A 12,605-nucleotide genomic window follows, 5' to 3' on the forward strand; every position below is an offset into this window, starting at 1 on the left:
CAACTAGCAATTACCCTAGTGGTGCAGTGCGGCACCGAATTGGGGCGCGTTAGGGCGGCCTTGCCGGCGGGCCTGCGCGCGCTATCCGGCTTCGCGATTCACATGCTCAGTGCATCGACGCGTACCGAATTAGATCGGATACCGAATCAATTTCGCCTCTCACCATGCACCCCTACTACGCACCGCGCCGCGCATCAGGCCCGCAACGGCCGCACCCGCGCAACGATCTCGCCGACGATACCGCGCCGGAACGCCAGCACACACGCAATGAAAATCACGCCGGTCACGATCGTCACCGACTCGCCCAGCGAACGGAACCAGTCGATGCCGGTCGCCGCCGCGAGCGCCCCACCGATGTCGCCGAGCCGGTCTTCCAGCGCAACAATCAACGCGGCGCCGAGCAAAGGCCCGAACAACGTCCCCATACCGCCGACGAGCGTCATCAGGATCACCAGACCGGACATGGTCCAGTAAGCGTCGCCGAGCGTCTCGAAGCCTTGCACCAGCACTTTGAGCGACCCCGCGAGACCCGCCAGCCCCGCCGATAGAATGAACGCGAGCAGCTTGAAGCGATCCGTATCGTACCCGAGCGACACCGCGCGCGGCTCGTTTTCCTTGATCGCCACCAGCACCTGGCCGAACGGCGAGTGCACGATCCGCACGATCAGCAGGAACGCGAGCACCATCACGATCAGAATGACAAAGTACAGCGCGACATCCGAGGACAGATCCAGCAAACCGAACAGCTTGCCGCGCGGCACGCCTTGCAGGCCGTCTTCGCCATGCGTGAACGGCGCTTGCAGGAACACGAAGTAGACCATCTGCGCGAGCGCCAGCGTCACCATCGCGAAGTAGATGCCTTGGCGGCGAATCGCGAAGAACCCGACGATCAAGCCGAGCAAGGTCGCCACCGCAGTGCCGGCAATCACGCCCAATTCCGGTGAAAAGCCGAGCGTCTGCATCGCATAACCCGTGACGTAACCGGCCGATGCCAGAAACATCGCGTGTCCGAACGACAGCAAGCCCGTATAGCCGATCAGCAGATTGAACGCCGCCGCGAACAGCGCGAAGCACAGCACCTTCATCACGAAGAGCGGATAGATGCCGAGCACCGGCACCGCAATGAGCCCGATCAGCAGCAGACCGTAGAGCACTTTTCTCTGCATCATTTTTCCTTGCCGAAGAGGCCCGCCGGGCGCACCAGCAACACGAGCGCCATGATCACGAAGACGACGGTCGCCGACGCTTCCGGATAGAACACGCGCGTGAGCCCCTCGATCACGCCGAGCATGAGACCGGTGAGTATCGAGCCCATGATCGAACCCATCCCGCCGATCACGACCACGGCGAACACGGTGATGATCATCGGCTGGCCCATCAGCGGCGATACCTGAATGACCGGCGCGGCGAGCACGCCGGCGAATGCGGCCAGCGCGACACCGAAGCCGTAGGTCAGCGTGATCATCAGCGGCACGTTGACGCCGAATGCCTCGACCAGTTTCGGATTCTCAGTGCCTGCGCGCAAATAGGCGCCGAGGCGCGTCTTCTCGATCACGAACCATGTCGCGAAGCAGACCACCAGCGACGCTACGACCACCCACGCGCGATAGTTCGGCAGGAACATGAAGCCGAGGTTGGTCGCGCCCGAGAGCGCCGACGGCACGTCGTAGGGCTGGCCGGACGAACCATAGATCGAGCGGAATACGCCTTCGACGACCAGCGTGAGCCCGAACGTCAGCAGCAGGCCATACAGGTGATCGAGCTTGTACAGCCAGCGCAGCATCGAGCGTTCAATCGCGATGCCGAACAGCCCCACGAGCAGCGGCGCCAGCACCAGCATCACCCAGTACGGCAAGCCGAAATACGACAGCCCCATCCACGCGAGCATCGCACCGAGCATGAACAACGCGCCGTGCGCGAAGTTGATCACGTTGAGCAAGCCGAAGATGATCGCCAGCCCGAGACTCAGAATCGCGTAGAACGAGCCGTTCACGAGCCCCAGCAGAAGCTGGCTCAGCATCGCCGGTAGCGGAACGCCAAAGATGTCCATTGAAGCCCTTAACCCCTGAAGCCATCGCCAAGGTGAGATCGCTCACGCACGATCCGGCCTGCGCGCGACAGGCGGCAACGGCGCCCATCGTGCGCGGCATGTGAAACGGTTTGCCCTCTGCCTGCCGCGCGCGCCGCGCATCTCGCAACGCGCGCGGCAAGACTTCGACAGGCAGACGGCCTCAAGACCCTCGGTCCACGCTTACTTCCACGCCGCGCAGCGCGTTTCCGCCTTGGTCGTGAACGCCTGCTCGCCGGGGATCGTCGCGACGATCTTGTAGTAGTCCCACGGCTCTTTGGATTCGGCCGGCGTCTTCACCTGCATCAGGTACATGTCATGGATCATGCTGCCGTCCTGACGCACGTAGCCCTTCGCGTAGAAGTCGTCGATCTTGGTCTTCTTCAGCTGCGCCATCACCTTGTCGGAGTCGGTCGAGCCGACTGCCTGCACGGCCTTCAGGTAGTTCATCGTCGCCGAGTAGTCGGCGGCCTGCAGGCTCGACGGCATCTTCTTCGTCTTGTCGAAATAGCGCTGCGCCCACTTGCGCGTGTCGGCGTCCTTGTTCCAGTACCAGCTGTCCGTGAGCACCAGACCTTGCGTGGTCTCCAGCCCGAGGCTGTGGATATCGTTGATGAACACCAGCAGCGCGGCAATCTTCATCGTCTTGTTGATGCCGAATTCCTTGGCCGCCTTGATCGAGTTGACCGTGTCGCCGCCGGCATTGGCGAGGCCGAGGATCTGCGCCTTCGAAGCCTGTGCCTGCAGCAGGAACGACGAGAAGTCCGACGCGGACAGCGGATGACGCACCGCGCCCAGCACCTGGCCGCCGTTCGCTTTCACCACGTCCGAGGTGTTCTTTTCGAGCGCCTTGCCAAAGGCGTAGTCAGCCGTCAGGAAGTACCAGGTCTTGCCGCCCTGCTTGGTCACCGCCGAGCCCGTGCCCTTGGCGAGCGCGGTCGTGTCGTACGCATAGTGGATCGTGTACGGCGTGCACTGCTCGTTGGTCAGCGTGTCTGCGCCCGCGCCGATGCTGATGTAGACCTTGTGCTTCTCCCCCGCCACTGTATTCATCGACAGACCCGTCGCCGAGTTCGTGCCGCCGATCAGCATGTCCACGCCATCACGGTCGAACCACTCGCGGGCTCGCGACGCGGCGATGTCCGCCTTGTTCTGGTGATCCGCGTAGACCAGCGTAATCGGCTTGCCGTTGACCTTGCCGCCGAAGTCGGCGATCGCCATGCGAATCGCTTCGAGGCCGCCCTGCCCGTCGATGTCCGCATACAGCCCCGACAGATCGGTGATGAAGCCGATCTTCACCGCATCGTCGGCCGCTTGCGCGCTGCCCATTGTGAGAGCGGCGCCGGCCGCGACCGCGAAACAAACTGAGGCAAGCCGCGCGAGTGGGTTCTTTTTCATTCGTGTCTCCTGGGTTCTTCGCTTGTGGTTATCAGAGGCAATCGGGCGCGTGGCTACAGGTTCATACGCCCAGTAAATCGTGCAGGACCGGCATCTTGCCTTCGAGTTCGTTCGCCTCGAAGTGCTCGACGATCGAGCCGTGCTCCATCACGTAGAAGCGATCGGCAAGCGGCGCGGCAAAGCGGAAATTCTGTTCGACCATCACGACCGTATACCCGCGCGCCTTGAGCGTGACGATCATGCGAGCGAGCGCCTGCACGATCACGGGCGCAAGTCCTTCCGAAATTTCGTCGAGCAACAGAAGGCTCGCGCCGGTGCGCAGAATCCGCGCGACCGCCAGCATCTGCTGCTCGCCACCCGAGAGGCGCGTGCCCTGGCTCATGCGGCGTTCCTGCAGATTTGGAAACATCGAATAGATTTCTTCGAGCGACATCATGTGCGTCTTATCGCCGACAGGCGGCGGCAGCAGCAGATTTTCCTCGCACGAGAGGCTCGAAAAAATGCCGCGCTCTTCCGGGCAATAACCGATGCCGCAATGCGCGATGCGATGCGTGGGCAAGTTGATCGTTTCGCGTCCGCCGATGCGGATCGAACCGGTGCGCCGGCCGGTGAGGCCCATGATCGCGCGCAGCGTGGTGGTGCGGCCCGCGCCGTTGCGGCCGAGCAGCGTGACCACTTCGCCGCGGTGCACCGTTAGATCCACACCATGCAGGATGTGGGACTCCCCGTACCACGCCTGCAAGCCCGCGATTTCCAGCGCGGGCGCGGCATCGCCCGTGCCGCTCACTTCGAGGCCTTCGCGCTCGACAATCGTATTCATGCGTGGGCTCCGGCGAGCGCCGCGTCGGCGCTGCCCATGTAGGCTTGCATCACGAGCGGATTCTTCGACACTTCCGCGTAGCTGCCTTCGGCGAGCACCTCGCCTCGTTGCAGCACGGTGATCGTGTCGGAGATACCGGCGATCACGTTCATATTGTGCTCGACCATCAGGATCGTGCGGCCGCTCGATACTTTTTTGATCAACGCCGTGACCCGGTCGACGTCTTCGTGACCCATGCCTTGGGTCGGTTCGTCGAGCAGCATCAGTTCAGGCTCCATCGAAAGCGTGGTGGCGATTTCCAGCGCGCGCTTGCGGCCATAGGACAGTTCGACGGTCGGCACATCGGCGAAATCGGTCAAGCCAACCTGCGTGAGCAGATCCATTGCGCGGTCGTCGAGCTGGCGCAGCGTGCGCTCGCTCTTCCAGAAGTGGAATGACGTGCCGAGCGAGCGCTGCAAACCGATGCGCACGTTCTGCAATGCTGTCAGATGCGGAAATACCGCGGAAATCTGGAACGAACGGATGATGCCGCGCCGCGCGATTTGCGCCGGACGCTCGTGTGTGATGTCGACGCCGTTGAAAACGATCTGACCCGCCGTCGGTTCGAGAAATTTGGTGAGCAGGTTGAAGCAGGTGGTCTTGCCTGCCCCATTAGGGCCGATCAGCGCATGGATAGAGCCACGGCGCACGCGCAGGTTCACCCCGTTCACGGCGATGAAGCCTTTGAACTCGCGAGTCAGGCCGCGCGTTTCGAGAATCGTATCGCCGAGAATCATGTTCCCTTCCATACGGAGTAAGGCGAAGCATTACGATCTTCCGCGCAAAGCTCTGCGCGACTTGTTATGACGGCGGCACCCCTTGCCGCTCGTTGGCGTCCTGCACCAATCCGGACGGTAATCCATGGCGCGGCACGCAGCATGGCTGCCATTGTCGCGCCAATGATGCAGCGCATTCATTGGGATTTGCACTTAGTGAAGCGTGTCCGCCCTGTGCGTGGCCAGCGGCGCGGGCCACGCGTCGGGGAACGGTCTGAGACTTTGGTTCGGCAAACATGACCGATGTCTCACACCATAGACCGTGCCGACGCTGCACGCTGCCTTGTCACACGGCGGACATCGAAGGCGCCGCGCTGGTTTGCTGCGCAACACTGCCGCTTACACGGGCGCGGCGATCTTCACGGATCATGTCGCTCGCACGTTCGGCGATCATCAGCGTGGGTGAGTTGGTGTTGCCCGACGTGATGTTCGGCATCACCGATGCGTCGACCACGCGCAGTCCGTCGACGCCAAGCACGCGCAGCCGGTTGTCGACCACCGCGGCCGGATCATCACTCGTGCCCATGCGGCAGGTCCCGACCGGATGGAAGATGGTCGTGCCGACCGCGCCGGCGGCCTGCTGCAGTTCCTCCTCGGTCTGATACTGGATGCCCGGCAAGATCTCCTGCGGCCGATAACGTGCGAGCGCCGGTGCCGACGCGATGCGGCGGGTGAGACGCAACGCGTTGGCAGCGACGTGGCGATCGTAATCGGTGGACAGGTAGTTGGGCGCGATCAGCGGCGGCGCCGACGCATCGGCTGATTCGATGTGGATGCTGCCGCGCGAAGTCGGCCGCAACTGACACACCGACGCCGTGAACGCATTGAAGCGATGCAGCGGTTCGCCGAAGCGATCGAGTGAAAGCGGCTGCACGTGATACTCCAGATCGGGACGCGTGAGCGAACGGTCGGCGGGATCCGATTTGGCGAACGCACCAAGTTGCGACGGCGACATCGACATCGGCCCGCTTTGCAGCAACGCGTATTGCACGCCGATCATCAGCTTGCCCCACCAATGCGCGGACGCGGTGTTGAGCGTGCGCACGCCATCGACTTTATAGGCCATGCGCAGTTGCAGATGATCCTGCAGATTTTCGCCGACGCCACGTAAATCCTTGACGACCTCGATGCCCAGATTTTGCAAACGCGCACCGTTGCCGATGCCGGAGAGTTCGAGCAGTTGCGGCGAGTTCACCGCGCCCGAGCTGAGGATGACTTCGCAGCGCACCTTCGCGAGATAGTCGGTGTTGTCGCCGCGATATTCGACGCCGCAGCAACGGCGTCCTTCGAACACGACGCGCTGGGTATGCGCACCGGTGATGATCGTCAGATTCGGACGCTTGAGTGCGGGACGCAGGAACGCTTTCGACGCGTTCCAGCGAATGCCGCGCTTCTGATTGACGTCGAAGTAGCCGACGCCGGCGTTGTCACCGCGATTGAAGTCGTCCGTGGCGGGAATGCCGCTCTGCTGCGCGGCCTTCGAAAACTCTTCGAGAATCTTCCACTTCAGGCGTTGTTTTTCGACGCGCCACGGTCCGCCCGCGCCGTGCGATTCGCTGGCGCCGCCATGATGGTCTTCGCTGCGTTTAAAGACTGGCAGTACCGAGTTCCACGACCACGATGCATCATTGGTTACGCGGGCCCACTCGTCGTAGTCCTCGCGCTGGCCGCGCATGTAGATCATGCCATTGATCGACGAGCTGCCGCCCAACACGCGTCCGCGTGGATACGACAGCGCGCGTCCGTTCAGACCGGCTTCCGGCTGCGTTTTATAAAGCCAGTCCGTGCGCGGATTGCCAATACAATACAAATAGCCGACCGGCACGTGAATCCAGTGGTAATCGTCTTTGCCGCCAGCTTCCAGCAACAGGACGCTCACGTCCGGATCTTCGGTCAGCCGATTGGCGAGCACACAACCGGCCGTTCCCGCGCCGACAATGATGTAGTCGAATTCGCCTTCCAGCCGCCGGGCGGCCGCATGCGTGCTTTCGGTGTGGCTCATCGCTTCAGTCTCCTAAGCTTTTTTTCGCGCGGCCGCATTGTTCTCATGCGACCGCGGTGTCAGCCTCTATGGGTGTTTTCTGTGCGTGCGAACGCAACCCGCCCGGGTTATTTGGCGACCGGCATCGTAAATTCAGCGCCCTTCGCGATGCTGTCGGGCCAGCGCTGCATGATGCTTTTGTAGCGCGTATAAAAACGCACGCCCTCTTCGCCGTACGCATGATGGTCGCCGAACAGCGACTTCTTCCATCCGCCAAACGAATGCCATGCCATCGGCACCGGAATCGGCACGTTGATCCCCACCATGCCGATTTCGATCTGCCGCGAGAATGCCCGCGCCACACCGCCATCAGACGTGAACAACGACACGCCGTTGGCGAACTCGTTGGCGTTGATGAGTTCGACCGCGGAAGCGAAATCCGGCACGCGCACCACGCACAGCACGGGCCCGAAAATCTCTTCGCGATAAATCTTCATGTCGGTCGACACGTCGTCGAACAATGTGCCGCCGAGGAAGAAGCCCTTCTCATGACCCGCAACCTGATGGCCGCGTCCGTCGACCACCAGCTTCGCGCCCGCCTCGATACCCGCATCGATATAGCCGACCACCTTCTCGCGATGCGTTGCCGTTACCAACGGCCCCATCTCGGCTGCGGACTCCATGCCGTTGAGGATCTTCAGGCTCTTCACGCGCGGCGTCAGGCGCTCGATCAGTTCATCGGCGATATGCCCGACCGCGACCGCCACCGAGATCGCCATGCAGCGCTCGCCCGCCGAACCGTACGCGGCGCCGATCAACGCATCGACCGCCTGATCGAGATCGGCGTCCGGCATCACGACGAGGTGATTCTTCGCTCCGCCCAGGGCCTGCACGCGCTTGCCGTGTTTCGTGCCTTCCGTGTAGATGTATTCGGCGATCGGCGTCGAGCCGACAAACGACAACGCGCTCACTTCCGGATGCACGAGCAGCGCGTCGACCGCGACCTTGTCGCCGTGCACGACGTTGAATACGCCATCTGGCAAGCCTGCTTCCTTCAGCAATTCGGCGAGCCGGTTGGAACAGGACGGATCGCGCTCCGACGGCTTCAGCACGAACGTATTGCCGCACGCGATCGCGACAGGGAACATCCAGCACGGCACCATCATCGGGAAGTTGAACGGCGTGATGCCGGCCACGACACCGAGCGGCTGGCGCAGATTCCAGTTGTCGATGCCGCCGCCGATCTGATCGGTGAAGTCGGTCTTCAACAGATTCGGAATGCCACACGCGAACTCGACGATCTCGATGCCGCGCATCACCTCGCCCTTCGCGTCCGAAAACACCTTGCCGTGCTCACGCGTGATCAATTCCGCCAGTTCGTCGTGATGGCGGTCGAGCAATTCCTTGAACTTGAACAGCACGCGCGCCCGTTTGATCGGCGCGGTTTCGCTCCATGCGGGAAAAGCGGCTCGGGCAGCAGCGACCGCGGCGTCCACTTCCGCGACGCTCGCGAGCGGCACACGCGCGCTCACGCTGCCGAGCGCAGGATTGAAGACGTCGCCGAAACGGCCGCTCGTGCCGTCGATCGGCTTGCCGTTGATGAAATGGGTCAGCGCGCGCGCGCCGTTGGTGGTGCTTGCGCTGCCGGTAGTCTCGTTCTGAAGTGTCTCGCTCATGTCTTTCCTCTTCCTGTGAAATCTTCCGCCTGCCGCGCGAGGCGCGTCAAAGGCGTGCTGAACGCCCAGCGTACGGCGCTTCGGGGCGACAAATCCAATGAGTAATGCTCAACTGCGCTATAAGCCGCGCTAATATCAGCGCATGGATCTCACTCTGCTCCGGGCCTTCACTACCGTGGCGCGGGAGGGCAACCTCACGCGTGCCGCTGTGCAGCTTCACCTGACCCAACCCGCCGTCAGCCTGCAAATCAAGCATTTGCAGGAGGCGCTCGGCGTGACACTGTTCACGCGGACTTCGCGCGGCCTCTCGCTCACGCGCGACGGGCAGGCGCTGCTGCCCCATGCCGAACGCGCGCTCGGCGCGGCGGCCGATGTGCAGCGGGCCGCGCAGTCGCTGCGTCACGAAGTTCGGGGCCGCTTGCGGATCGGCACGATTCTCGACCCGGCGTTCCTGCGCCTCGGCGGCTTTCTCAAGCAGCTGGTGGAGACATGGCCGCATATCGAAACGGCCTTGCGGCATGGCATGTCGGGCTGGGTACTGGAGCAGATTCGCGCGGGCGAACTGGATGTTGGCTACTACATCGGCCTGCCGTCCGACGACGAACCGCGCGACAGCCCCGCCTTCCACGCGCTCACGCTCACCCACTTCCAGTATCGCGTGTTGGCGCCGGCTGGCTGGAAAGACCGCGTCAAGGGCGCGCGCGACTGGCGCTCGCTTGCCGCGCTGCCGTGGATCTGGACGCCCCCCGCGTCCGCGCACAACCGCCTGCTGTCGCGCTGCTTTGGCGAGGCCGGCGTGAACCCGGTCAAGGTGGCGGAAGTGGACCAGGAGCCGTCGATGCTAGATCTGGTGAAATCGGGCGTCGGCCTCACGCTCGCACGCGACGCCACCGCGATCGCCGAAGCGCATGCGCACGCACTGACCATCATCGACGGGATGACGGTGCCGACCCAGCTCAGCTTTGTCACGCTCGAGGAACGCAAGGACGAACCGGCGATTGCCGCGGCGTTGAAGCTGATCGAGCAGCAATGGGCGACCTGAATGCCGGCGGGAGCGCAGGCCGCGTGCGGCAAGGCTACGACGATATGAATCGCGCTAATGGTAGATGGATGCGAGGCGCCTCCGGCGCCCCGCACCCGCTCAACTATTCATTTCCTCCCGAAACGACACCGTCACGCAGTTTTTGTTAGATTGGCGGTTCGCGCTCACAAGCCGGCCCCGCATCGTTTTCTGTTCCGCATGACTTTGTCCTTCCCGGCAGCTTCGCCCCCGGCAACACCGGAAGCCGCCGACCACGCCATCCTTCGACAGGAGCCTGACATGGCACGCAACATCGAAATCAAAGCCCGCGCCCAGCATTTCGAGCAACTGCGCGAGCGCGCGGCGCAGCTCGCGACGGACGCCCCGCTGATCTTCCGCCAGCAGGACTTTTTCTACGACGTGCCGCGTGGCCGTCTGAAACTGCGCCAGTTCGACGACGGCACGCCGGCCGAACTCATTTTCTATCAGCGCGACGATCGCGACGGCCCCAAAGCGTCGTATTACACGCGCAGCCCCGTGACCAATCCCGAAGCGATGCACGCGCTGCTCGCCACCGCGTTGACCACACGCGGCATCGTCACCAAGGAACGGCACGTGTATCTGACCGGGCGCACGCGGATTCATCTGGACCGCGTTGACGGTCTGGGCGACTTTGTCGAACTGGAGGTGCTGCTCGCCCAGGACGACGACGAAGAAGGTGGCCATGCCGAAGCCCACGCGATGTTCGAGCGCTTGGGCGTCGCGGAATCGGATCTGGTAGCAGTGGCGTATGTCGATCTGCTGAGCCCGGACGGCGAGCCAAAGCAGGCAGCGTGAATCTCAAGCAGCGTGGTCCGCGTCGCGATCCTCCCGGCTGTGGGTGCCGCCCACCTCAGCCAGCGGCCGATCCCGGCGATAGATGACCGAGCGGCAGCGGCCCATTGCGCTTGAAGGTAGTCAGCACGATATTCGAGCGCACGCTGTCGACGCCCGGTACGCGCATCAATTTCTTCATCACGAAGGTCGACAGATAATTGAGATCGGGCGCGACGATGCGCAACAGGTAATCGGCGTCCCCCACCACCGCATGACATTCGAGCACTTCGGGCAACACGTCGATCTGTTGCTGGAATTGTTCGATGATCGAGTCGCCGTGGTGCTTCAACTTCAAACTCGTAAACGCGGTGACGCCCAGCCCGAGTTTCTCTGGCCGTAACACGACGCGATAGCCGTCCACCACGCCCACCTGTTCGAGCCGTTGCAAACGCCGTCCAATCTGCGACGGTGATAGCGGCACCTGCTCGGCCAGTTGCTGATGCGTGGCCCGGCCGAAGCGCTGCAGCACGTCGAGCAGCGCGAGATCGAAGTGATCGAGTTCCAACATGTTATTAATCTGCATCGAGTGGTCATTTGATGCACGATTATTGCATATCAATGGCCTGCAACGCCAACAGTGCGCCCTTTCCGCGCGCGTGCCGCTCTACACTTGCATCAACGATTTCCACTGTCATCGCCGCCGGGCGCAGCATCCCATGTCGACCACAACCCGCACCGCCAACACTGCCAGGCTGAAAGAGCAATTCGACGCCGGCCTCGAAACTCGTGCCGATTTCACCATCGATCAACCGACCGACCGATACGGCGCAGTCGACCACGCGGTATGGCGACAGCTCTACGCCCGCCAGACCGCGCTGCTCGAAAGCCGGGTCTGCGACGCGTTTCTGGCGGGCGTCGAACGCATCGGTATGCCCGCCGACCGCGTGCCTTCCTTCGACGAAATCAACGTAAAGCTGACTTCGGCCACCGGCTGGCAAATCGTCGCCGTGCCCGGTCTCGTGCCGGATCAGGTGTTCTTCGAGCATCTGGCGAACCGCCGCTTTCCCGTGACGTGGTGGATGCGTCGTCCCGACCAGCTCGATTATCTGCAGGAACCGGACTGTTTCCACGATCTGTTCGGCCACGTGCCGCTACTGATCAATCCGGTATTCGCCGACTATATGCACGCGTACGGCCGCGCCGCACTCGCCGCCAATGACGCGGGCGCGCTGCCGCTGCTTGCACGGCTTTATTGGTACACAGTGGAGTTCGGTCTGATCCGCGACGCAGCGAGTCCGAACGGTGTGAAGATCTACGGCGCGGGCATCGTGTCAAGCAAGGGCGAGACGCTTTACAGCCAGCAGAGCGCGGCGCCGAACCGGTTGCGCTTCGATCTGGAGCGCGTAATGCGCACTCGGTATCGCATCGACACGTTCCAGAAAACCTACTTCGTAATCGATGACTTCGAGCAGCTGTTCAGCGTCGCGCAAACCGATTTCGCGGCGCTGCTCACACGGCTCGCAGCCGAACCGGCCTTCCTGGCCGGCGATGTGCTCGAGAACGACCGCATCATCACGCGTGGTTCGCAGCAAGGCTGGCAAGTCGACGGTGACGTTTGACGTCGCCAGCGGGGCTGCATCGGCAGCGGGCTCTTCGCATCCATGAAAAAATAGTGCGCGCGCTCGCCCACCGCGCGCGTTCCGATCGACGAGGTAACGCATGATTCAGAGACTGACTTCCGCAGAGCGCGCTGTGCAGATGGCTCGACTGCACGGCTGGCAAACCGTCGCGCAGCGCGACGCGATCCAGCGCAAGTTCGAGTTCGCCGACTTCAACGAAGCATTCGGCTTCATGACGCGCGTGGCGATCAAAGCGCAGGAAATGGATCACCACCCGGAGTGGTTCAACGTGTACAACAAGGTGGATATCGCGCTGTCCACACATGAAGCCGACGGCGTCACCGCGCGCGACATCGAGCTGGCTTCGTTCATCGACAGTATTACCGCGTAA

12 protein-coding genes are annotated in these 12,605 nt (G+C 62.7%); 4 read left to right on the top strand and 8 right to left on the bottom strand.

Features of this window, described 5'->3' with window-relative positions; all coding sequences use genetic code 11:
• Nucleotides 1-194: 194 nt before the first annotated feature.
• From CIC12_RS22345 to CIC12_RS22375, 7 genes are all read right to left on the bottom strand, one after another.
• Entirely contained in the window at nucleotides 195-1,166 is a 972-nt protein-coding gene (locus tag CIC12_RS22345; protein ID WP_168667131.1) for a branched-chain amino acid ABC transporter permease, read from the bottom strand.
• Complete coding sequence (locus tag CIC12_RS22350; protein ID WP_168667083.1) at nucleotides 1,166-2,050, bottom strand: branched-chain amino acid ABC transporter permease; 885 nt, start codon at nucleotides 2,048-2,050, stop codon at nucleotides 1,166-1,168. The genes CIC12_RS22345 and CIC12_RS22350 overlap by 1 nt, the downstream gene beginning before the upstream one ends.
• Nucleotides 2,051-2,251: 201 nt before the next feature.
• Nucleotides 2,252-3,466 carry an ABC transporter substrate-binding protein gene (locus CIC12_RS22355; RefSeq protein WP_168667086.1) on the bottom strand — a complete coding sequence of 405 codons (1,215 nt, stop codon included), beginning with the start codon at nucleotides 3,464-3,466 and terminating at the stop codon, nucleotides 2,252-2,254.
• 61 nt (nucleotides 3,467-3,527) lie between these two features.
• Nucleotides 3,528-4,286: an ABC transporter ATP-binding protein gene (locus CIC12_RS22360; RefSeq protein ID WP_168667088.1), complete on the bottom strand. Its 759-nt coding sequence runs from the start codon at nucleotides 4,284-4,286 to the stop codon at nucleotides 3,528-3,530.
• Nucleotides 4,283-5,062, bottom strand: coding sequence for an ABC transporter ATP-binding protein (locus CIC12_RS22365; protein ID WP_168667090.1), 780 nt, complete (start codon nucleotides 5,060-5,062; stop codon nucleotides 4,283-4,285). The genes CIC12_RS22360 and CIC12_RS22365 overlap by 4 nt, the downstream gene beginning before the upstream one ends.
• A 325-nt stretch (nucleotides 5,063-5,387) precedes the next feature.
• Nucleotides 5,388-7,103 (bottom strand): GMC family oxidoreductase, encoded by a 1,716-nt coding sequence (locus tag CIC12_RS22370; protein WP_168667092.1) that lies wholly within the window; start codon nucleotides 7,101-7,103, stop codon nucleotides 5,388-5,390.
• Between the two features lie 107 nt (nucleotides 7,104-7,210).
• Nucleotides 7,211-8,758, bottom strand: a complete 1,548-nt coding sequence (locus CIC12_RS22375; protein ID WP_168667094.1) for a CoA-acylating methylmalonate-semialdehyde dehydrogenase — start codon at nucleotides 8,756-8,758, stop codon at nucleotides 7,211-7,213.
• A gap of 142 nt (nucleotides 8,759-8,900) precedes the next feature.
• Here CIC12_RS22375 and CIC12_RS22380 point away from each other — a divergent pair, with 142 nt between their 5' ends.
• Nucleotides 8,901-9,800: a LysR family transcriptional regulator gene (locus tag CIC12_RS22380; RefSeq protein ID WP_168667096.1), complete on the top strand. Its 900-nt coding sequence runs from the start codon at nucleotides 8,901-8,903 to the stop codon at nucleotides 9,798-9,800.
• A 279-nt stretch (nucleotides 9,801-10,079) separates the two neighbouring features.
• Entirely contained in the window at nucleotides 10,080-10,616 is a 537-nt protein-coding gene (locus CIC12_RS22385) for a class IV adenylate cyclase (RefSeq protein ID WP_168667098.1), read from the top strand.
• Between the two features lie 55 nt (nucleotides 10,617-10,671).
• Here the strand turns inward: CIC12_RS22385 and CIC12_RS22390 are convergent, their stop codons facing one another.
• Nucleotides 10,672-11,163 (bottom strand): Lrp/AsnC family transcriptional regulator, encoded by a 492-nt coding sequence (locus CIC12_RS22390; protein WP_168667100.1) that lies wholly within the window; start codon nucleotides 11,161-11,163, stop codon nucleotides 10,672-10,674.
• 148 nt (nucleotides 11,164-11,311) lie between these two features.
• Here CIC12_RS22390 and phhA point away from each other — a divergent pair, with 148 nt between their 5' ends.
• Together phhA and CIC12_RS22400 are read left to right on the top strand one after the other, a co-directional pair.
• Complete coding sequence (gene phhA / locus CIC12_RS22395; protein ID WP_174772146.1) at nucleotides 11,312-12,214, top strand: phenylalanine 4-monooxygenase; 903 nt, start codon at nucleotides 11,312-11,314, stop codon at nucleotides 12,212-12,214.
• Nucleotides 12,215-12,314: 100 nt separating this feature from the next.
• Entirely contained in the window at nucleotides 12,315-12,605 is a 291-nt protein-coding gene (locus tag CIC12_RS22400; RefSeq protein WP_168667104.1) for a 4a-hydroxytetrahydrobiopterin dehydratase, read from the top strand.

Source organism: Paraburkholderia sp. SG-MS1, assembly GCF_012275575.1.
Taxonomy (GTDB): Bacteria; Pseudomonadota; Gammaproteobacteria; order Burkholderiales; family Burkholderiaceae; genus Paraburkholderia.

What these genes read in the sequence shown, in the direction of transcription:
- CIC12_RS22345 (WP_168667131.1), bottom strand. Translation starts at nt 1,166, where the DNA reads ATGCAGAGAAAAGTGCTCTACGGTCTGCTGCTGATCGGGCTCATTGCG.
- CIC12_RS22350 (WP_168667083.1), bottom strand. Translation starts at nt 2,050, where the DNA reads ATGGACATCTTTGGCGTTCCGCTACCGGCGATGCTGAGCCAGCTTCTG.
- CIC12_RS22355 (WP_168667086.1), bottom strand. Translation starts at nt 3,466, where the DNA reads ATGAAAAAGAACCCACTCGCGCGGCTTGCCTCAGTTTGTTTCGCGGTC.
- CIC12_RS22360 (WP_168667088.1), bottom strand. Translation starts at nt 4,286, where the DNA reads ATGAATACGATTGTCGAGCGCGAAGGCCTCGAAGTGAGCGGCACGGGC.
- CIC12_RS22365 (WP_168667090.1), bottom strand. Translation starts at nt 5,062, where the DNA reads ATGATTCTCGGCGATACGATTCTCGAAACGCGCGGCCTGACTCGCGAG.
- CIC12_RS22370 (WP_168667092.1), bottom strand. Translation starts at nt 7,103, where the DNA reads ATGAGCCACACCGAAAGCACGCATGCGGCCGCCCGGCGGCTGGAAGGC.
- CIC12_RS22375 (WP_168667094.1), bottom strand. Translation starts at nt 8,758, where the DNA reads ATGAGCGAGACACTTCAGAACGAGACTACCGGCAGCGCAAGCACCACC.
- CIC12_RS22380 (WP_168667096.1), top strand. Translation starts at nt 8,901, where the DNA reads ATGGATCTCACTCTGCTCCGGGCCTTCACTACCGTGGCGCGGGAGGGC.
- CIC12_RS22385 (WP_168667098.1), top strand. Translation starts at nt 10,080, where the DNA reads ATGGCACGCAACATCGAAATCAAAGCCCGCGCCCAGCATTTCGAGCAA.
- CIC12_RS22390 (WP_168667100.1), bottom strand. Translation starts at nt 11,163, where the DNA reads ATGTTGGAACTCGATCACTTCGATCTCGCGCTGCTCGACGTGCTGCAG.
- phhA (WP_174772146.1), top strand. Translation starts at nt 11,312, where the DNA reads ATGTCGACCACAACCCGCACCGCCAACACTGCCAGGCTGAAAGAGCAA.
- CIC12_RS22400 (WP_168667104.1), top strand. Translation starts at nt 12,315, where the DNA reads ATGATTCAGAGACTGACTTCCGCAGAGCGCGCTGTGCAGATGGCTCGA.